This window comes from Pseudomonas rubra (assembly GCF_028656935.1).
Lineage (GTDB): Bacteria > Pseudomonadota > Gammaproteobacteria > Pseudomonadales > Pseudomonadaceae > Aquipseudomonas > Aquipseudomonas rubra.
Window position 1 is genome coordinate 1 of record NZ_JAMDGZ010000048.1, and the last position, 20,969, is coordinate 20,969.

Sequence of the window (20,969 nt, forward strand, 5' to 3'; positions counted from 1 at the left end):
AGTTCGCCGGACGCTTACGCTTGATCATCCTCCAGAACCCAATGAGGCGCTCCGCAACCTCCTCGCGCTACGCTAAGCACTACCGATGGCATTCATAACTCAACGTCGGCAAGTCGGTTGCAGCCACTCACTTCGGCTACTGAGAGTCTTCGACGCCAGGCTCGCCCAGAACTGTCGGGTCGAACAGCCAGGAGTGATCAGGATTTCGAGTACATCGCACAATGGTCGCTCGCTGCTCTTTTTTTCCAATATCCCGCAGCTTCAACACGCCATCGCATTTAGAGCATTTGCCCTCGATTTTGGTCAGAAACACATCGCCTGCATTGTTCGACTCAATAGTGAGAAATTGAGACAGTCGTGTGAAGCGCTGACGGCTCAGGCCCATGCCCACCACTAGCGTTACCATGCTGAATCCCATCAGGAATATCCAGAAGTACTGGGTTGTCGACTGCCATACGCTCCAGATACTGGCGATACTTCCCACCATTCCAAGAGCGCCTGAGAATATTAGCCAAGCGGCTTTGACCGGATGCCCAGCAATCGTCAAAGGACGAGTTTTGACTCGATCAATGTAGGCCTGCGGCTCAGGATCACTTCGACTTGGTTCCAGATTGATCGTATTTCCGGTGAAAACGTTATGTTGACCAGCGTTGAAGCTGCGGTCGCCAGAGGTGGATACGTTGTGCTGGGTCGAGCCAGCAAGGCTTTCTCCACACTGACTGCAGAACCGATCAAGCTTGTCGTGAGATGCGCTGCAATGGATGCAGTACATTTGTTGCTCCATTTGAGGCTGAAGAAGGTCGGTGGAGGCAATGAGTCAGGCCATCACCGGGCATGTTCCATATGCTCTTTGGACACCTTTGAAATTGCAATCCTACTGGTTGCAGTTACCCATGTTCTCCACCTTCCGTCACGATTCACGTCAACCACTTAATCAGCCGATGCCCCCTGTTCTAAAAGACTCAGTTCAAGAGCGTAATCCCTGTGGATTCAAGAAAAACTCCCACGCTTGATCTGCTGTAGGAATTGAGATGGCCAAAATGGCGGGTGTCTTTTCGGGTGCGCACTGCTGGCTCTTTGATGCGTCGCGGGCTAGCATGATTTTGCGAACTACATGTCCAAGATTATGGCCAAAATAACCGGATTCCATCGTCGACAGCCCCATAACAACGGTAGCAGGAAGCTCTCCGGCACTTATGAAAATTGATTACGTTGAACTGAAGCGGTACCGAAACTTTGCTGACGCTCACATCAATCTGGCCAAAAACAGCTTGGTGATTGGAAGCAACGACGTCGGCAAAACGAACATGATCCATGCGTTGCGGCTTTTGCTGGACAAGAGTTTGTCGGACGCCGATATCGAACCGTCGACGCATGACTTCCATTGCGCTCAAGACGGCGCTCAGGCTGACTCGTTTTCTATCCGAATTGCCTTCTCCGAGGTGACTCAGGATGCAGTGCTCTCTCAGCTCAAGGGGCATGTCAGTGCCGATGGTTGCTTTTTCCTTGAGTTTCGAGGCTACAGCCCGGAATACCGCTATGAGATCGCTGCCGGCCATGATGCCGATGCGCTGGAGGTTATTCCCAGCCGCTTTTATCTAAAGTACCTGCATCTGAAGTACATCCATTCTCAGCGTGACCTTGTGCGATACATCCGCTCGGAGAAACGGCATTTGCTGCGCCTCGCTCAGGCCGCCCGCGGCCAGCCAGAGACGGAGGCCGATACTAAACAATTGCAGGCGCTCAATAAGCTACTGAAGTCTGTAAACGATGGGGTCAGGAGCCTGCACTACGTAGCTGAAGCGACTAAAGACCTCAACGATGAATTGAAGGCGCTCTCCCACCATCATGCTGGGTACAACGTGTCTCTAGATACCGGGGCGATCGGCATCGAACAATTCATCGAACAGTTGGAGTTGGGAGCAAGCACCAACGGTTCGCGGGTGATGCTCGGTGGTGACGGTCGTAACAACCAGATTTTGCTCGCCTTGTGGAAAGCCAAAAGCGTGCTTGAGCACGATCAGAATAGCGAGGTAGTGATCTATTGCGTTGAAGAGCCTGAAGCGCATCTGCACCCTCATCAGCAGCGCAAACTGGCGAGCTATCTCATCAGTTCGCTTCCCGGCCAGACCATTGTCACCTCGCACTCTCCACAGATCGCCGCAAGCTATCGGCCTGACTCCATCGTCCGGCTGCTACGAGACAATGGTGCGTCCCGCGCTGCCAGTCAGGGCTGCTCTGCCTGCATCGACGACGCATGGACAGGGCTTGGCTACCGAATCAGTATCCTTCCTGCGGAGGCGTTTTTTGCCTCGGCAGTCATGCTGGTCGAGGGCCCGTCCGAAATGCTGTTTTATGCCGCATTGGCACGAGCTCATCAGATCGATCTTGATCACCGCAACGTATCGCTATTGTCCGTCGATGGCGTTGCATTTCAGGTTTACAAACGCGTGTTGGACGCCTTGGAAATTCCATGGGCCATGCGAACCGACAATGACATCTCCAATATCCTCCTAGGTCCTCAGGGAGCACAGGTGATACATCGGCATGTGGCGGGTATCAACCGTGCTCTTTCGCTAGCGGGGATGCCTTCCCAGCCTCACCGCCCAGTGCCATATGATCATGCGGCCTGCCAAGCCGATGGCAATTGGCAAGCGGTGAGTGCCGCTGTCGCCCCTTTTGGTATCTATCTCTCGAAAGTCGATCTAGAGAACGACATCGCCATTGAGCTACCGGCGCTGCTGGCAGGTTTTAAAGGCTATACACTGCCTGAAGCTATTGCATACCTTCAGGGCAAGAAGGCTATCCGCATGCAGGAATTCCTTGAGGACTGCGGGGATCAGCTCATCGCACCAGTGCAAGGGGATTTGTTGAAGCCGCTGATGTACTGCCTCAACGCTGCCGAGCAGGCTTAGTGATGACCATCTTCAAACCCAGTCCGGAGCAAGAGCAGGCCATTGAGTTTGTGGGCGACATGGTTGTCGTGGCGCGTCCCGGCAGTGGTAAAACCAGTGTCCTTTCCCGCAAGGTTCGCCACCTTGTATCAGAGTTGCGTCCCTATCAAGGCATCATCGCCATCTCGTTCACGAACAAAGCAAGTGATGAGCTGGAGCGCCGTTGCAAAGCCGACGCTTTTGATGTGAAAAGCTCGTTTTTCGGCACGATCGATGACTTCTGCCTGCGCGAGATCGTCTTTCCGTTCGCGCGACAGTTGATGCCTGTCGCCACCGACGTAAAGACCGCCAAGCTCCGGGAACTGCCTGAAGCGGTGACGCTAACGCTGCCGGAAATTCTGATCCAGGACGCGACTGTTACCAAAACAGCCGATTTCCTGCCTTTCCTGCATGAGGCGTTGGTGCAGGGGTTCGTCCCGCTTGAAGCTGTGGGCATGCTGGCTCGCTACATAATCGAACAGTCTCCGGCTTGTCAGAAATATCTCACGGCCCGGTATCGCGCGGTGTACATCGACGAATATCAGGACAGCGGACATTTCCAGCATGAGTTGTTTTTGAGGCTCAAGTCTCTGGGGTTAATGGCTGTTGCGGTTGGCGATAGCGATCAGTCGATTTATGGGTTCGCGCACAAGGACCCTAGGTACCTACTTGAGCTAACGGCGCACGGCAGTGGCTTTGCACCCTTTGCCATTACTACGAACTTTCGCAGCCACCCATCGATCAACGATTTCGCACTTCGATTGCTTGATCCGAACCACCCTATCGCTCCGACAAACGATATGCGGGTGTTCATTAAGACAGTCGTAGGTGATCAAAGAGCGATTGGGATTTGGTTGAAAACTGCTATTCCGCACCTCATGCAGTACTACCAAGTTGCTTCGGCCGACAAGGTCGCAATTTTGTGTCGGCATCAGCATTCTGCGCGCTTGATTGCTGACAATTTGGAGCTTACTCACCGCCTCGTCGAGGATAGCCCTTTCGAAGCTACGTTGGCTGCTGAGGCAAGCCTTTTCTCGGATTTACTGCGGCTGCGTTACGACCCTCAGATGACTGCCGAGGCGTTGATTGATCGAGCGAATTTGCCCAAGCTCGCCACCCACGAACGGCGTGCGGTTCGTAGAGCAATACTGAGTTGCAGATCCTGTCTTGAATGCCACCTGGTCCAGACAGTGGTGGATGCCGCCACATGCCTGCTGGGACATCAGCCATCAGCGGATGGAGCAATGGAGCTTGGAGTCATTTGTGGGGATGCCAACAAACTCCGATGGTTTCAAAGATCCGATGATGCCGCCATTCAGATCATGACGCTGCATAAAGCCAAAGGGTTGGAATTCGAACTGGTTTTTCATGCTGATCTCTACGATCACGTGATCCCGACACGTCTTTATCCGCCGGGTGCATACGGTCAAGTTATTTTCCAGGATGAAATCCAGTGCCTAAATCTGCATTACGTGGGAATCACCCGTGCAATCAAAGCTTGCGTGTTGATGACATCGAGTTTTCGCTTTAACACGCGGGGAGAAGTCAAGAATGGCTCACCATCCCAGTTCATTGGCAGAAATGGAGCAAACGCGATACCGCTCACTTGGTAAACACGATATCTCGACAGCGCTCCAACAGCGCTGTCGAGGTGCTTGGTGCATGCTCGTACTTTACGCAGTGATCGCCTGGCGAGGACCATCGGCCGCGCCAGTGTTCCCATCCGTGCGCCATATCCCTAGGAGCCAAAAAGCACCAGTGGTAACGTGCCTCTGGCGATGGTAAGAATTCCCATGCCCTGCGCGTAACATGGCTGCTCGGAGAAAGAATGAGCGATCCTTGGTTACCGCGTTGTGCCAGACTCGTCCACCAATTGCCGGAGAAAATCGGTTAGTGCCTGTTTCGGATCGTCTTCCTCGGAAATGATCATTTCGATGCCCCATTGCCCGAGCACTTCCTTAGCAACCGGATTTGGGCGGTTGGTCAAGAAATAAGACTTAGGGCGGGTGGATGCAAGGGAGGAGTGGCCCCACATCTGGGTCAACCTAGAGAACATCAGACGGATGTTGATATCACTTAGGCTGTATCCAATGAACAGTACCGAGTTGCAGAGGACATCGTGACTGAGCTTGATGTCGAGCGGGGAGTCGTAATTCAACCGTTGAAAGTAACTGGTTTCGCCCAAAACTATCGTGGCGTCGTCGTCAAAGTCGCCATGGAACTTGATGATCTGACGGCGGCCCTCTGATGTATTGGCGAGGTCGGCCACGTTGGCAATCCTGTCATACGCAACGCCAAAGGCCTTGTGGGCCAGCTCCAGCCAACGGTCATAGTTTGTGGTGTAAATCCGCGAGAATTGTCCCTCGGCTATCAAACGATGGATATCGGACTGAGTGACATCGGTGGTAGTTTTGTGCCATTCGCGGTCCATCCAACTGCGAAGGGCTCCCAGGCTGCCTTTTTTCTTTATGTAGTACTCTGCTAGGGCTAATGGTGTGCCGTAGGTGGCGAAAATCTTGGGGTCGTACCCTAACTCTCTCGCGATGTGCGCAATCAGCTCGTCCCAGGTAGGCAACTTAAGATTGGCGGAAACGCCGGCGCCGACGAATAGCATCAATTTGTTGGTGCAGTAGGCCTGCAGCAATTCGGCGTTCATCGTGGACCTCTTGCGGTTTTCAGGTGGGCGGCGAACTGGTCCAAAGCTTTGCGACGCATAGAAATGTCGTCCTTGGCGGCACCCATTTCAGCGAAGGTTTGGGTGGAACCATCTGGCACGAACACGCAGTCCCATTGAAACTCCTTCGAGCCGGCCGGCAAAGGGGGCACCGTGCCATCGATGGCGCCTTCGAACAAATAGATTTCACATCCATCACAGTACCCCAGCACCGTTTTCGCCGTGACTGCGGTCTCCCCAAGCCCCGCAACGAGGGCAGCGAAACGATCCGCTTCCAGCCGGTCCCAAAAAATTTGGGTCAGGCCTGCCGGCAACCCATTGAGACCCTTCAGGTACAGGCCAGTGTGCTCGATGAACAGTGGGTGACCGATCGCCTGAAACGCTTTGATCAACTTATCTCTTACCAAGCGCTCGACATCTTCAGTTTGTAATTCCTCGATCTTCCGTGCCACCGGCACGATTTCCACGCCAACGGGACCAAGAATGCGCTGAACTTCGGCAATCTTGTGCTGATTGCCGGACATAAAACGAATTTTCAACTCAGATCCTCTAGGAAGGAATAGCGTTTGGCGGTCGCAAACTGCTGGGCTAGCTCATCCGCAGTGAGACCTTCGGCCATGGCAACTGCGTAATCATCCGCCAAACCACGCTGATGGATGGCTGGATTGTCTGAACAAATAACAAAGGGTACTCCGCGTCGGCGGAACTCCTGCAGAGGGTGGGCCTGGTCGGCAGGAACCGCGCCGGTTAGTCGGTTGCTGATCGGGCAGACCTCGATGCAGATGTCCCGAGCAGCAAGCATTTCCAGCAAGGCAGGGTCTTGGCTAGCGGCTGTGCCATGACCAATGCGGTCGGCGGCAAACAGTTCGACGGCGGCCCTGACGTTATCCACGCGTCCAGTTTCGCCCGCATGGATAGTTACGCCAAGGCCAAAGCGCTCCTTGGCCTCGCGGAACAACGATGGCAATTCTGCAGGATATGGGATCTCCTCATCGCCGGCGAGATCAAGCCCTACAATATCGTCTGGCTCTCCTAGATCGCGATAAGCCTGAAGCAAGGTAGCTAGGTTAACCGCAGCGTAGTCGCCGCGCGTTACCGTCATGATCAGCCCGCAACGCATGCCATAGCGCTCCGCCGCATGACGGGTCGACTCTATGAGGCGTTCCAACGCCTGTGTGGCTGAGCATCGTTGGAGCGTTGACAAATACAGCACGCTGCTGCGCAACTCGACAAAACGGATTCCGTTCGCGGCGAGGCTGGTGACCACTGCCTGGGAAATTACATCTAGATTCTCGCGCTTTTTCGGAATTAGTCGCAGCACCTGCCAAGGCCTCAGGTAGGTGGCCAGGGATGTGCAGGGCGAGCTACGAAGTAGGTCCTCCTCAATCACGAAACCGGGTGGCAGCGCCGTTGCTTCGTCTCTCAGGATCTCGCGGATGGTCGCTGCTGGAATCGCGCCGTTCATGTGGACATGGAGCTCCCCGCGATCGAGGGTTAGAGTTGCCGGCACGGGGGCAGGGAGCGCACCGAGGCGGGGATGGCTGTCACCCAGCGAACGCGCGTAGTCATATGGGCACTGGTTCAAGCGAGGTCCTTTTCTCGTCGGCGTTTAGGGCAGGAGGGAGAATCCTACCTGCTGGTAGAGGTGGGGCACCAGCCAGTTGCTGGGGGGGGCGATGGGGCTGGCCGTTATCGACCGGTTGAATCCACAGCCAAAAGCGGTCAGGCACGACAGGTAGAGTCGACCCAGAGCTTACGCTCGGCAGCATCATTATCGTGTCTGGAGTGGGACGGAGTTATGCAGAAACCTCTACTACCGGTTTATGAAAAAATCCATCTATCCGTTATGCATCAAGGGTACAAGGCATGAAAATCTCTGAAACCTCCACAGATTATGAGAAGTTGGCTCAGAAAATTTATGAGGAGATCCTTGCTCTTCAGGGCGTAGAAAATATTGACGTAAGACATAACGTGAAAATCAAGGGTAAGTCTGGCGTCGAACACCAAATAGATGTTTTTTGGGAATACAAATACGCGGGAATAGCCCACCGGATACTCATAGAATGCAAGCACTATAGCCACGCAGTCAGTTTGTTGCACGTTAGAAACCTACATGGGCTTACAGCAGACATCCCCAATAGCACAGGAATAATAGTTACAACCATAGGCTTTCAATCTGGCGCCAAAGAGTACGCGGAATTTTACGAAATCGGCCTCAAACTGATTAGAAAGCCTCGGGGAGAGGATTGGAATGGCTTTATCCAAATAGTCAATATTCAAATTAAATTCCTCAGAAATCATTACATTGATTTCAAAGTGTCGTATGACGGAAAGGATCAAGCAACGAGGGATATTGTTGAGCAAGATCCATCGGTAATGTCTACCAACTCAGCTGAAATAGTTGTCAGAGACGAGGGTCATGAACCCTGTGCTTTTAATTTATGGCTTGATCGGCATGTCCTGTCAGGATCTGATGGCTTTGGTGTTGAATGCGAGACAACACTGCTTCCTGAGAAGTCTTATCTCGTAACTCCAGACAATCGAGAATTAAAGCTAGGTAAAGTCGTGGTTACGTATTTGTCTACGCAGCTCGAACAAGACCTTGAAGTTGACGCTATGAATCTTGTAGAGGCGGTACTGCAAGATTTCAGCAGTGGAGAAGTTGAGCACATGCATCATAAAAATTCTTAACACGCGCAGACACTTTTGAAAAATTTCGCTTCGCTACAATTTTGCCTGTGCTGCGGGTTTTATACTCTATCTTAAACTACGGAATAAGTAATCAGGGGACAGACCACCGCAATCGACCAATTTCTATCTGTCATCACCGTCAGCTTTGGGTCATTTTATGCCTCTCGCGACGGGCAGACAACGGCTATGTCCGGACATTCGTGGCAGGCATAAAATCGCCAGCGTGACAGGCTTCGGTTGTAGAACCCGGCCCTGAGAAATCGCGAGCATATAGGAGTCGCACCCCATCCGGCTCAGAGCCACAGCTATCGCACTTCATTTAGCAGATAATTGAGCACCTGCGACAGGCCCACGCGACACCGCAAAGCTATACTCTCCGGTGCGAGCGAATCGTTGTATAACTTAGGAATAAAGCGACGACTGTGGCGTGGAGCGACGGTAAACCATCGGTAACCACTTGTCGTCAAATGTACCTTAACTAACATAACGTCTTCGTGAATTGGAAGCTAATGTAGGCTTTGGCACCGTCTCAGGCACAAGAAGTGACAGAGATCGGATGTAGAAATTCACGAGCTTGTTATGTGTTCAGCTTATTTATTTAAATCCCCCAGGTTGAGTTTTTCCAAAACCATATCAGCAAATAAAGGAGGCATAGGTGTTAAATTGATACATAGAATTTCTTTGTTAATTATCGAAGCATGCTCAAGCTCAATTTTCACCCAAGGAGATAACACCCCCCCATTTTCATTAACTGATTTTTCAGTTTGCAAAAACAAAACCCTGGCCGATTGTTCAATTCGAACTTTTATTACAGCTTCGGTGTATTCGCTAACCAGCTCCCTTCTGAGAAAGTCATTATCACTGGTCCAATCGCAATAAATGTTAAATCCATTTTCGTTAAGCACCGGTAGCAACCTACGAACTAAATCGTTATCTTTATAGCTGTGCGAGATAAATAGATCGAAAACTTTCCTGCTTTGAATGCTGCCAGATTTTAATTTGTCAGCAAGGTCAGCTGGCGTCACGATAAACTTATCATTGCTCAAGTAGTATTCTTTTATATTGCCTTTAAATGACCTCCTCTTTCTTACATATGCGTTGATTGATTGCAAATATTCAAAGGCAATGTTTCTGATTTGGTTATTTCTCTCTGAATCATTCAGCTTCTGAAAAATTTTATAATACCAGGAGTTTTAAATTTTTTTAGTTCATTAACTATTTCAATTTTTTCATGTTGAGTCGCTCCACGTTTGTGGTATGCCGAAGTGAAGATATTGAAATGGTATGGATCTGTAAACTGAAGAGTTGAAGATATTGCCTTCGGCTTTTTAGTTTTTCCTGCCAGGTCGTTGATTGCCTTTTCTCTTCTGTCCTCACAATAAGATTTCTTGTGCTCAAGCTTGTAGCCGCCTGAACAAATATATTTAACTTTTTCCAAGCTGTAAAAAAAATCATCGGGATTGCTGTGGTTGTATCTTCTCCTTTTCCCAACACTAACTAGATGCTGATCTTTATCTAGATAATAGTCGCAACGACTGACTAAATTAAGCCATTGATTAGGGAAGAATATTTTATAGTAATCTAAAACGATTTTCTTATCATATTCAAAAGGGAGTGCGACAACCAATTTTTTTAGCTGAGGTGTGAAGGCTGCAATGTACCTCTCAGTGTCACTGCTAAATTTCCTTTTCATCATCCCAGGCATAATTTATCCCATAGCAATTTCTGTTGCGATCAGTCACATAGCGAACAAACAACCATAACCCATACGAAGAGCGATATAACTGCACTTAATGCATATTTTATCGCCCTCCCTGAGTGACTTATAAATTACAATTCTTTTTGCACTGATGCATTTCTCCCCATTGTGCTGAAGTTTATTTACCCACATAAATATTTGGCAAAGGACAGCTCTGCGCAGGACCCTCAAGGCAGCATATGGGGCAATTAAAATCAGCACGCTGGGTCAAAAGCGAATCAGCGCTAACAAGCTAGAGTTTGATGGCGTTTTCGATCCAGGTAGCCAAGTTTTCCTTGATGTCACCGTAGGCGTCGCTGGCCTTGGGCTCGTACACCAGTGGTTTGACGATTACGCCATTACGCTTAAAGGTGAAATTGTCAAAGGGATTGGAACCTTTCGAGCTATAGCTATTCCGAGGGCAATTGAGCCGATGGATGTAGACGCCGACGACCGGCTTATTAAGCTCCCAAGCACGCTTAATCTCGTATTTGACCCAAGGGCGTTCGGCTGTCTTGCTACCGATCAACACCACGAGACAGGATTTTCCATTTAGGTTTTGGTCGATCCACTCCCTCACCCCTTTCTCGGTGCGTTTAATCTGCTCCCAGGTATTGGGGCTGACGGGCTCGTCTCCTTCCAATGCGCCCATCTGGCGAATCTGTTGCACCCGCATCACATCGTTGTCGAAGTGAAAGCTATAAAAGACCTTGCGTTTCATCCCTAACCCCCAAGCTTCTTGATGATGGACAGAACTTGCTTCTCGATAGTGGCCCGATCAACTGCTAGATCTGCGAGCTTTGCTACTTTCTCCTCCAGCCAAGGGTGCTGGAAGAAGTGATCCGCCGGATTGGCCAGCATCTCGTCAGCCAGCTCCTTGGCCATGTAACCGGTGGCACCAATAGGTAATGCAACGCACCCTTTCCCTTGGGCGATCGAAAACTCACTGCGCACGCCATCAGCATTAACGATGGTGCCGTCTTTGGCCTTATTGCCGAAGACAAACAGAGCAATACCAGAAAGCCCAATCATTCGATGCCTATACTCTTGCCATAGCTCTCTCAGGTCTTTGCCGTTAGAGGCCACCTGCGGGAACGGTCGCATGATGAGCTGGTCTTCGGAATACTTCTCGGGCTTGGAGTAGATGGCGTCGAGTGCACCGTTGATGACGGCACTACCGATGCCCCAGCCAAACCCGTTAACGACTCGATAACCCTCTTTCACCAGGGCGGCGGAGAGGGAGTGCATGAAATTCAGAGCTTCTTGCTTCTCCCAGACGCCATATTCCTCGGCGCTGCCTGAGATGAAGATGGTCTTTTTGAGGAAACGGCTCTCGATCTCCCTCAGGATCTTCGGGATATCTTCATAGTTGTCGACCAGCAGAGCCTGAATTCCGAATCGCTGCAGATCACGGACGTGGTACTCCTGCCGACGCTGGCGGTACTTAGCTAACTCGGCGTCTTCTTTGCCTTGAGGTTCTGCAGGTTCTTTGCGAAGGAAGCAGTAGTGGGTCCGGCGAAAATTATCCGCGACATGGAGGCGGCTTAATACGTAATCTAGGTTCGGGTCCGTGAAGCTGAAGCCGATGAACAGAAATGTTTTAGAGACCAGATCCCCGCTGAGGGCCGTTATAAAGGCTTCATGGGTTCTGTGGTATTTCTCATACTGCTCTTTGTAGAGGACGGCATCACCAGGCAATGACACGTCACCGTGCATCTTGTAAACCACAGCGTCTCGCTTGGGGCGTGTGGTGATGAGGTCATTGACCCTGCGCTTGATGTCAGCAACACGATAGTTCGCCTTGAGGCAATCTTCGATCAGGGTGTCGTAGTTGGTTGTCCAATAGGTTCTGATCGGAAGTCGCGAAACGATGTTATGGGCCTCAGAGGGTTCTGCCTGCTCGGAGAACTCTTCAAGGATTTTCCGTGCTAGGCCGGTGTGGCTATTTTTTTTGTTGACATGGTATTGGGCGACGGAAATCAGGTCGTGCTCCAGCTCAACCTTGAGGCCTAGCTCTTCGGTGATATCGCTGAGCAGCTCACTCCAATTCACGAAGCCACAACTCTTGGACAACCCGGCACCTGCGAATACGGCGGCCACTCCGGCTTCGATATCTTTCACGTAAGTTTTGATGAACGCTTCGATTTCAGGCGAAAACTGCGCAGTCATTCTCGGGTACCTCCTTGTATGAAGAAGCTGGCCACTAGCTATCACGAGTAAGCTATCTGGTGTCAACATGGCAGAATTTCAAGGTCTGTTTTGCACTGACGAGCTCTCGACTCATTCAGTGACTTATCGTGCAGCGCTACGAAGCTCTTCCTTTTGAGTCGCATCTATGATAGTGGACGCTTTCAAGCGTCAGCTTTAGGGGCAGAATCTGAACCGGGCATCTATGGGTTGCCCGCTCGGGCTTTAAGCTTTTTGGAAAGCTATAAATCAATTTAAGGAACCATTCATGATTCAAGAAATTGTGGCGCAGTTTAACAGCGGTTGGGCCGCAGCTGCTGCATTCGTGGGCATGTTGTTCTTCTTACCAACCAGGGCTATCAAGCTAATTAATTTGTACGACAGCCTCTTGGTGCGTCGGCAATATAAAATTCTAAAAGAGCTTCGCGCCGCTGAAAGCTCTCAGTCTCCTTATGCGCAGTACCTCGATGATGCCATCTATCTCGAGAGCTTTCGTATCGCCAGTGGTGTCAGAGCAGATCGTACTAAAGCTGATTTCCTGATCCGCTTGGCCCGAACTGCTCATTGGAATAACTGGCAGATTCGCCAGATCGCTCGTTTTTTGTGGGTCACGCCGGAGCAGCCTCGCATAACGCTCCGTATTACCGCGCACGAGACCACGGCGGCCTGGTCTGTATGCGTGTTCGGCTTTTTATTTATGGGCATCGGATGTATCACTGGGCTGGCGATCATGTTGAAGGGCGGGACCTTCAGTGCCTTCCTGGCAGGTGCGGGCGTTGAGGTGATGTTCATTTTTGGCGCTGCCTTGATCATGTCTCCCTACAATAGCTACCGCGCCGCGCGCCGTTTCCAGAAGTATTTGGAAACCCATCCTGAGATCCTCGATGAGGTTGCAACAACGCCCTCCGGTCCACGAAGCAAGAGCTCAGTTCCTGAGGTTGAGGATGCCGGCGCTGCTTAGGAACCGAATGTCTCACTCGATGTAAGCAGGCTCGGTTGATCGTACAGATGTTGTGATTTGAGCAGGTAAGCTAGATGATGTGGGCATCCCACAAATAGGAGTACTCCATGTCCCGTCTTGCCGAGTTTCGCGCCTTGGAACAGCAGCTGGCAGCCCAGCTTGCCGAGCTCGAATCTCTCAAAAATGATGACGGCCTTAAGCGTGAAATCGAGTTTGAGAAAAATCTGCGTGATTTGCTAGCCGAGTACGGTTATAGCCTACGTAACGTCATCGCCATTCTTGACCCGAAGGCTGCCGCTCGTCCGGCAGCTTCCGCGGCCCAGGTCACTCGGAAGCCGCGCCAGATGAAGCGTTACAAGAACCCTCACAACGGCGAAGTCGTTGAAACCAAGGGTGGTAATCACAAGGTGCTGAAGGAGTGGAAGTCCAAGTACGGCGCTGAAGTGGTAGAAAGCTGGCAGGCTTGAGTTCGAAATTCTAAGGATTGGAGTTCACCATGACACGGTCGGATGACAAAGCTGGGAACGATCTGCCTGCCCAGGGCCAAGAAAGCGTCTCCGAGAAGGCCTGCGATCCCATAGTCCATTTGGAGGGGCCATCCCCGTCTTTGATTGACAGTCTGCGTGCTCAGCTAGAGCCAGCTCGGCTCGAGTCATGGAAAGAGATCAGTTCACAGCTTGCGACCGCTCGCGTGCTGCCGGCGATTGACCCTCTTCGAGAGCTGAGAGCTACACTCGCTTCGGTGTCACGTCTGTCCGGCTTCCGTGAACAACTTGCCATGTTCCAGCCTCAGCCTTGGAAGGAGACCATTGGCAGACCCTTGGCCGCTGTCCAGGCACTCCCTTCGTTAAGGGGAATACGATCTCAGTTGGAACCTATCCAGGCCTTGGTTTCGTCGAGGGGGCTCCTTTCTCAACTGGCCACAGCCAAAGTCTTCCCGTCTATGGAGGGGCTTATTGCCCAGTTGGCAGTAGCCCGTGTACTTCCGTCGTTAGAGGGCTTCCGAGCTCAGTTGGCCGATAACCAGGTGTTCTCATCGGCTGCTGGATTCCAGGCACAGTTGTCAGCGGTTAAGGCACTGCCGTCTATTGCCGGACTCAGCGCGGAGCTCGGTTTACGCAGTGCTCAGGGTAGAAAGTTCAGTAGTGCCTTGGAAGGCGTTGTCGCCTCCTATGACAACTTCATCAAGAGCTCCTCGCTGGCTAAGCTCCTTGTGGCGGAAAGCGGAGAGCTGAGGTTGCAGTCCCTCGAGGAGTTGCTTGCTCGGAACAAACCTGAACTTTCCGATTTTTTGGACAATGAACTGCCAGAAGTCGTAGAGAGCGAGGTTGTCGACTTCCTGAGTAGAGGCGGCCAGTTAAAGCAGCTTTCGAAGCAGGCATACTCTCACCTAGTAACCGTTTGGACAGTCCTTAAATGGCTAGCAAATACCTTTGTCTTACTCGTGGCCGTCGCGCAAGCGTACGAGTACCTTGAGAAGAAACTTGAGGGTGTGACATCGGCTCAACAAGTGCAGGACGTCATCAAGGGACTTCCATCGGAGCATCGAGCGCTGCTTACGTCCTACCGTATAGTTATTCGTGAGCAAGCGGTTCTGCGCGCCGACCCTGGATCAGGGGCGGAGGAGATCGGGCGCCTTCGTTTGGGTGAACGGGTGGAGGTTTTGGAAGAGCGAGATGGTTGGATTAAAGTCTCTGTCGACATGGCCGACGAGGAAACGGAGGGGTGGCTGTCCCGTTCCCGCACTGCACCAATCGCTGATAAGACGCAAGCATGACCGCTTTTCTCGCTGGTTCTGACTGGCCTTCTCGGCAGGTACTGGATTCAAGCCGTAACGTTCCTATCGTGTTGCTCGGCTTCGTAAGGAGTGAGCTAAGACACTACGGTTAACTGTGCCCCCAGTTTCTAGGGTGGTGATCGTTTCAAGTACAATTCTCAAATCCTGCACTAACGTGTCATCTTGACAGGCCTTCGCGTCTTCAATCATATCAACTATGATTTCTTTCGCTTTACTATTTGCGGAGACATCCGCATCCTCTGCTTGGTCTAGTTCATCAAACGCCCAGTCCACGTACTGCCATAAACTATCAATTGAAGCGTGTCCACTAACGCTTGCAAGCTGTGACAGAATGGTAGTGAGGAACTCGACGCCGATAGTCGATTTCGACCCAGCCTTCTTCAGTCGTGTCACGAGCTGAATAGTAATAAATCTATGCCGTAGCATATGTGCAGTTGCCACTTCAGAAACATTTGCGTGCTCGCGTAAGTCTGAAAACAACTGGGAGATGGTTGACGGGGCTAATCTTCCTCCATATCTAGTACAGAAAGCCCATCCTTCATCAATGAAACCTGCATGCCGCTTCTTCAGGCGTCTTATTAGAATTTCACGAGAAGTTTTAACGTATTCACACAGCGCGTCGGTTGTTTCCCGGGGCAAAGGGATCACTCTTTCAGGATTCCCCCTCCGTTTAGAGGTCTTAACCTTTATCATTCCATTTTCTGCAGACTGCAAAATACTTTCAACTGTTACTATAGTTAGTTCTTCTCTGCGGAGGCCTGAATCTGCGAGCAGTACCAAAAGCATTCTATTACGCTTCCTAACGAAGCCGGTCTTGCTTAATTTGTCACTGGAATCTAAAAGATTATAAAATACTTTAGTAGACATCGGATGCACAGTTCTTGGTACATTATTCGGAAGCATTGCCCTGTGCCGCCTTATTGAACGCCCCCTACCTCTCGGCACTTTAACTATCTTCCTACTAATGCTTATTTGCAGAAACTCACTGTCTCCGCCAACTATACGCTTTCCAAGAACAGTGTCCTGAGCCCATATGTAAAAATCTATGACCCTCAATAGCAATCTGTTGATATATCGACCAGAACGCTGCTTCCCTTCAGACAGCCAGTCGGCGAAGTCCGTAAGATCGTCATCATTCATGCTGAAAAGACCCTGCGACCTTAAAACGACAAACCTTAATAACGAGGTTAGCTCTGAGCAATATGTATTCACAGTTGAAACTGCGAGTCCTTGACGCCGGCAGTTAATCAGATAGGCATTAACAGGCCAACAGATCTCTCCTGAGGGCCAGTACATAGCTCGCATTCCCGGTGCGGACCATCTTGAACTGACATTGCTAACCAGAAAACCAGGCAAATGAAAATTTCCGGATGCACGCAGCCATAGCTGTTTATCTTCTTTCATTTTATGACCTTCAGGTGAGGGTTATGGCCATACCTCCTGAAATGTCTTTCAAGTTCCATCCGCGCGGACTCATTACGCTGAGCTAGCTTTTGAATCTTTTCAAGAAGATCCAAGTATCTAACGGTCATCTCCAACGCTGAGTCAACGGCTGCGCTCACCTTTTTCTCAAGACTTGTGACTCTACCAGTACTTTTCTCAACTGCACGATCAACCGGCCCAGCAAGGAACTTATTTGCATCAGTCAGAATACCCACTAGCCCCCCGCTATATAATTCAGCCATGTATTTTCTAAGGGTTTTTGGGCTTAGAGGCTCAATGCCCGCTGAGGGCTTCTTCCAACAGGAAAACGATTCCACATCACGAAAGTTAAGCCAATCAGGAGATAGCTTATCATTTGATTCTGTTAGATCGTTGAATACCTTAACTCGACAAGCGGCAGAGCACCTCGCCGCTTCTGCTTTAGATCTTATCCCCGGTGATATTTCACCTTTAGAAAGCCTAGGCATTAATCAATCCTTAATCATGGTTATCAATACAGTGAAAACCTTTTGCCCTCTACATTGGATCTGAATGGGCGAAGCCGAGTATAAGCCCTCCTCAGCCATCATTTCGAGATAGTCCTGAACCTCATCCTCGCCCAATAAAGTCATACTTTTGCAGCCGAAATATTTAAGAACCAATGCTCTTAAGGCGCAGACACTTTTAGTTTGATCGTTCGAGTAAATGGCTGCTCGTGCCATCGCTGCCTCAGATGCACTCATCTCCTTGCCAGTGAGACTTTCTTTTACATACCGCCAAGTTTTCTCAATATCGCTATGCCCCATAAACCAGGTGAGTGCCGGTAGCGAGTTCTCATTACCTTCCGAGTGGAAGAAAGACATTGCAAAATATCGCCTCAGCTCATGGGAGCGCAGCAACCATAGCTCTCCCTTAGAAGTGCGCAAATCTAAAGTTAGGCTTAGCTCTCTCAACAAACCATTGACGTCACTTTTAGTTATCAAGCCTAACCCTCTCGCGTTAAAACTGAAGAACGCGCACTCTTCGGACAATGGATCAGCAGAAGGCCTGATAGAGCTACAGACTGACTTGAGTTTAGTTAAAGAGATCAAGCAATCTACTGCAATCTGGGGCATGGGTTTTGCCATGATTCTTCGAGTATTGTCTATCCCAGACTTTTGGATAGAAAATTCCACGGTTTTACTTGCCACTCCATGCATAGGAGCTGCTCGCAAGGATATGACCTCATTAAGCCGGCCGCACCCGAGCATACCCAAAAGTACATAGCATACTGCATTATGCAGCTTTAACAGCACAACACTTGTAGTCAATGCCATATGCTGACTTTCACCGTAAGTTGGCCCAGATGGTGTACGCTGCCACCTATCAGCTATATTTGATAACTGCGGGTCAATCGCGATTCGTCGTTCGGCAAGTGAGATCGCCTTGATTAGACCACCCCTGCGACCATTACTGCCAAATTCGATTTTTTGTTGCACTTTTAAAACAAACTCGTAAATTTTTGGATAGATGTTTAGCATCCAATCGCAACAGTTTGCGAGAAGCTTACGCCCGACTGAAATTGGAAGCGTTGCAGTCCTGCCATTGGGACGATCAATATATGGTCTAACGGCTTCAGCGACTCGCACCACGTCAGAGAGTTCCGAGTGCTCAAATTCAGGAATAAAGTTAAGTGTCCTGCTTAGTATGACAGCCCACCGAGCTAAACTCGCCGTCCTCTGCACGGGGACCGTATAGTGTACATTTGCAGGCTGGCCTTCAAATCTTTCCAAATATTTCGAAAATTGTTGCAACCGCCTAGGTCGACCTGAGCGCATTCGCGTTGCGCTCGCTAGATAAGAATCCAACAAACGGCCTTTCTTATCGTACGCGTTGACAGTCGTCAAAAATTCTCTGACTTTATCTACTTCAGTAGGATTCAATCCTTGCGCTCGAAGAAATTGCTCCCACCTGGGAATCACCTGAGAGGTAGCAGTGACTCCTCCAGCCTCGTAAGTTTCAAAAAAATCCACCAAATCTTCAACTACAACAATTTTGAATCCGTGCTGACTGAATCGATCGCCGTATCGATTCATGAAAAACTCAGTCATCCAGTGTAGAAACAAGTGAAAATGTTTTATTGAACGTAAACTATTTCCACCCAAGCCAATCGTACCGTCATGGGCCCAAACCGTAATTGCCCTGCATTGACGTGCAAGCGTCTGATTCTTCTGACTGGCCATCGAACCATTCGGGAGATCGTGATCCCAACGGATTCTAGTACCTCCCCTTATTTCTCCGTTCACGATCCGAAGATCCTGATTATTATCAACCACCCAAACCAAATCTAATAATTCAGACCGAAGCCAGCTTGGCCTATGATTAAAATGGAATTCTCGAGTAGTTCTATCGAAGAATGCTAGAATCTCATTGGGTAAATTGCTCATTATTGGACCTCGGGAAGGGTGACTTTCCCTCGCATTAGCTCTTTCATAGTTAGTGCGGCCCTCGCAAGTCTGGTGTACTCGCCCATCACTGGCGGTAGATCCGACTGTAAAGCATCAATAAACTCAACCCAAAATCTTGGCGTTACACCTGTGCGTTTGTCAGGAGAGTCCAAAAAAACCTCACTTGCATGTGTTAACGCATCTCGATATAGCATTGCTACAGCCAATGCCTTGGGGTCGTCGGCAACGATTAGCGTACCAGATCTTGTTTCGACTTCGGGATTGGACGTGCATTGACCAGCGTCATCCATATACTCTCTACGATCGCTTGTTATAGCCAGGCCACTGAGAAAACTATGTAGCTCCTCCACAGTTTCAAAATCTGAGGCACGAAGCTTAATTTCGTCGCAATTTAAGGAAGAAACTATGAGATAGTTTTGATGGCGACGAATCTGCCTCTCGTATATTAGTTGGCGTAACGCAGGCGGAATATAATGACCAATTGTCGTTGCGACATTGTTATGGCCAAAGGCACGGGCCGTAGCAGCCAAATCGCCATCAGTTTCGAGATAGCGAAGAACTCCTGAATTTACGCGTAAAGCCTTGAATGTGATTTTTTTGCTCCAGGGACGCAGTTCCTCGTGCCGCTCAATGAAGGGCACTCTACGAGTAACATTGGCATCTTGGCCGTGTGCGCGGAAGGCCGGATTCATTCCAAGTCCATTTGTAAAAGCTTTGTCTGAAAACTCCACAATGTCATAGTTAAGGCTGCTCATTCCGATCCATAACGATGCGGCTTCATCATGCCTACCTTGGCGCCTAAGCTCATCTCGGAGCGGACGCGTCCACTCCAAAACCTTAGATATAACCAGCTCACCTAATTTACTCAATACTACTGTTTTCTGCTCATCCGCCCTTGGCTTTGCGACCGTAAGCCTTATGTCCTCACCGTTCTCGCCGGCGGAAGTCATCAAAATTGATCGCCCATGCTCGTCTTCAAGCTTTGCGCGGTATAGGGAGCACGCATTTAGCTTCGGATGCTCAATGACAAGAAGCAGGGCACAGATGACTGCCGCCTCACTCGACATAATTCCGAGATATGGTAATATTTTATTTTTACCGTAACTTTGTACGTAGTACCAATACGAATATGGGCTCGAACTTTCTACCGTGCGACCATCGGATCCGAACTTCCGGTGAGGCTTAGGCAAGCCTCCCATCTCCTCCGTTACGATCGCAAGTAGGTGACCTAGTAAATTAGGATGCCCTCCCTTTTTATCTAGGTAGTGTAGCCCATTAGCCGGATCGACGTACCTCCATCTGCCTCGAGTCTTGAGCCTTTCCAAAAAATCAAAATTAGTTTTTTGGATCAACACATGTCCTCGAGTTTGCGAGGCTACCAAGACACTGAAATCTTTAAGCGCACATAATTTTATTGTCGATATAGCTTCCCTCAAATTCATCCTGTATTCATCAAGATATTTTTCATTAGAAGTCACTATAGAAATCGGCACTAACAATTGTTCGTTATACGAGTCGGCCTCTGCATTTAAGTTCCTGGGCCCCGTAAGCATCTTATGCTGCTGGGCAATGATCTCTTCCCGGTGTATTAATATTAGTTTTCGATCTGGCGAGGCCAAACTTCCCAATGTAAGATTTATGAATGGAATCGCTTTGGAGTCGATGAGACATTTGAGCAGTCTCAAAAACATATCCCAGTTGTTTGAGCTTGTGCTAAGGGCCCTACCCGCTAGTGCGCCTCGCTCGTAAAAACTCCTTCTGAGAGCTGCGAGTTGCGTTACCAAGGTCAAAGGAAGCATCTCTTTACAAGGCGGGCTCCACCCTTCCTTTAAAGCGAACTCCATCCAGAAAACAAGAACTTTCCGTGCTGCATAGGTAGGCCCAGCGGCGCTATACGCACGAGAAAAGCGTTGCAACCCCCTCCAGAATGCCTCCTGGTCCACGCCCGGCCAGTGAGCTAAGAAGGAGAAATCAATGTCAGTAAAGCCGCTCTTACGATTGGAATTCGCGACCGTGAGAATGCCATCTGTATCCCTGCTCTTTTTACGCCGTTTAGCCGTCGATAGGCCCAAGGTCGGAGATGCCGTCATGCGCTGTAGTCCCTGTTTCAGAGGCCCC

18 protein-coding genes are annotated in these 20,969 nt (G+C 50.1%); 6 read left to right on the forward strand and 12 right to left on the reverse strand.

The genetic code is table 11. From position 1 onward, the window contains the following. Positions 1–136: 136 nt before the first annotated feature. Positions 137–772, reverse strand: a complete 636-nt coding sequence (locus M5G17_RS20535; protein WP_273894739.1) for a hypothetical protein — start codon at positions 770–772, stop codon at positions 137–139. Between the two features lie 424 nt (positions 773–1,196). On the opposite strand from M5G17_RS20535, the gene M5G17_RS20540 reads away from it, so the two are divergent. Together M5G17_RS20540 and M5G17_RS20545 are read left to right on the forward strand one after the other, a co-directional pair. Continuing rightward, positions 1,197–2,915 (forward strand): ATP-dependent nuclease, encoded by a 1,719-nt coding sequence (locus tag M5G17_RS20540; protein WP_273894740.1) that lies wholly within the window; start codon positions 1,197–1,199, stop codon positions 2,913–2,915. A gap of 2 nt (positions 2,916–2,917) precedes the next feature. Further along, positions 2,918–4,546: a UvrD-helicase domain-containing protein gene (locus M5G17_RS20545; protein WP_273894741.1), complete on the forward strand. Its 1,629-nt coding sequence runs from the start codon at positions 2,918–2,920 to the stop codon at positions 4,544–4,546. A 230-nt stretch (positions 4,547–4,776) separates the two neighbouring features. Here the strand turns inward: M5G17_RS20545 and M5G17_RS20550 are convergent, their stop codons facing one another. The 3 genes from M5G17_RS20550 to M5G17_RS20560 are packed head-to-tail and all read right to left on the reverse strand — an operon-like array spanning position 4,777 to position 7,117. Continuing rightward, positions 4,777–5,589, reverse strand: a complete 813-nt coding sequence (locus M5G17_RS20550) for an SIR2 family protein (RefSeq protein ID WP_273894742.1) — start codon at positions 5,587–5,589, stop codon at positions 4,777–4,779. Continuing rightward, the gene (locus tag M5G17_RS20555; protein ID WP_273894743.1) at positions 5,586–6,146 is read right to left on the reverse strand and encodes a non-canonical purine NTP pyrophosphatase; all 561 of its coding nucleotides are present in this window, start codon (positions 6,144–6,146) and stop codon (positions 5,586–5,588) included. The genes M5G17_RS20550 and M5G17_RS20555 overlap by 4 nt, the downstream gene beginning before the upstream one ends. Then, complete coding sequence (locus M5G17_RS20560; protein ID WP_273894916.1) at positions 6,143–7,117, reverse strand: adenosine deaminase family protein; 975 nt, start codon at positions 7,115–7,117, stop codon at positions 6,143–6,145. The genes M5G17_RS20555 and M5G17_RS20560 overlap by 4 nt, the downstream gene beginning before the upstream one ends. Before the next feature lie 356 nt (positions 7,118–7,473). Here M5G17_RS20560 and M5G17_RS20565 point away from each other — a divergent pair, with 356 nt between their 5' ends. Next, positions 7,474–8,298, forward strand: coding sequence for a restriction endonuclease (locus M5G17_RS20565; protein WP_273894744.1), 825 nt, complete (start codon positions 7,474–7,476; stop codon positions 8,296–8,298). A 590-nt stretch (positions 8,299–8,888) separates the two neighbouring features. On the opposite strand, the gene M5G17_RS20570 is transcribed toward M5G17_RS20565, so the two are convergent. The 4 genes from M5G17_RS20570 to M5G17_RS20585 form a co-directional block, all read right to left on the reverse strand. Then, positions 8,889–9,344 (reverse strand): toll/interleukin-1 receptor domain-containing protein, encoded by a 456-nt coding sequence (locus M5G17_RS20570; RefSeq protein WP_273894745.1) that lies wholly within the window; start codon positions 9,342–9,344, stop codon positions 8,889–8,891. Between the two features lie 113 nt (positions 9,345–9,457). After that, on the reverse strand, positions 9,458–10,003 hold the full coding sequence (locus tag M5G17_RS20575; protein ID WP_273894746.1) for a hypothetical protein: 546 nt from the start codon (positions 10,001–10,003) through the stop codon (positions 9,458–9,460). Between the two features lie 286 nt (positions 10,004–10,289). Next, on the reverse strand, positions 10,290–10,757 hold the full coding sequence (locus M5G17_RS20580) for a TIR domain-containing protein (RefSeq protein WP_273894747.1): 468 nt from the start codon (positions 10,755–10,757) through the stop codon (positions 10,290–10,292). A 2-nt stretch (positions 10,758–10,759) separates the two neighbouring features. Next, a complete protein-coding gene (locus M5G17_RS20585; RefSeq protein WP_273894748.1) occupies positions 10,760–12,205 on the reverse strand; it encodes an SIR2 family protein in 1,446 nt (481 codons plus the stop codon). Between the two features lie 286 nt (positions 12,206–12,491). Here M5G17_RS20585 and M5G17_RS20590 point away from each other — a divergent pair, with 286 nt between their 5' ends. The 3 genes from M5G17_RS20590 (at position 12,492) to M5G17_RS20600 (ending at position 14,961) form a co-directional block, all read left to right on the forward strand. Then, on the forward strand, positions 12,492–13,184 hold the full coding sequence (locus M5G17_RS20590; RefSeq protein WP_273894749.1) for a hypothetical protein: 693 nt from the start codon (positions 12,492–12,494) through the stop codon (positions 13,182–13,184). Positions 13,185–13,291: 107 nt separating this feature from the next. Next, on the forward strand, positions 13,292–13,651 hold the full coding sequence (locus tag M5G17_RS20595; RefSeq protein WP_273894750.1) for a histone-like nucleoid-structuring protein, MvaT/MvaU family: 360 nt from the start codon (positions 13,292–13,294) through the stop codon (positions 13,649–13,651). A 29-nt stretch (positions 13,652–13,680) separates the two neighbouring features. After that, positions 13,681–14,961 carry an SH3 domain-containing protein gene (locus M5G17_RS20600; RefSeq protein WP_273894751.1) on the forward strand — a complete coding sequence of 427 codons (1,281 nt, stop codon included), beginning with the start codon at positions 13,681–13,683 and terminating at the stop codon, positions 14,959–14,961. 63 nt (positions 14,962–15,024) lie between these two features. Here the strand turns inward: M5G17_RS20600 and M5G17_RS20605 are convergent, their stop codons facing one another. The 4 genes from M5G17_RS20605 to M5G17_RS20620 form a co-directional block, all read right to left on the reverse strand. Further along, positions 15,025–16,122 (reverse strand): tyrosine-type recombinase/integrase, encoded by a 1,098-nt coding sequence (locus tag M5G17_RS20605; RefSeq protein WP_273894752.1) that lies wholly within the window; start codon positions 16,120–16,122, stop codon positions 15,025–15,027. Between the two features lie 260 nt (positions 16,123–16,382). Further along, positions 16,383–16,892 (reverse strand): hypothetical protein, encoded by a 510-nt coding sequence (locus tag M5G17_RS20610; RefSeq protein WP_273894753.1) that lies wholly within the window; start codon positions 16,890–16,892, stop codon positions 16,383–16,385. Between the two features lie 3 nt (positions 16,893–16,895). After that, complete coding sequence (locus tag M5G17_RS20615; RefSeq protein ID WP_273894754.1) at positions 16,896–18,830, reverse strand: site-specific integrase; 1,935 nt, start codon at positions 18,828–18,830, stop codon at positions 16,896–16,898. After that, positions 18,830–20,941, reverse strand: a complete 2,112-nt coding sequence (locus M5G17_RS20620) for a hypothetical protein (protein ID WP_273894755.1) — start codon at positions 20,939–20,941, stop codon at positions 18,830–18,832. Before M5G17_RS20620 ends, M5G17_RS20615 begins: the two co-directional genes overlap by 1 nt. Positions 20,942–20,969: the final 28 nt, after the last annotated feature.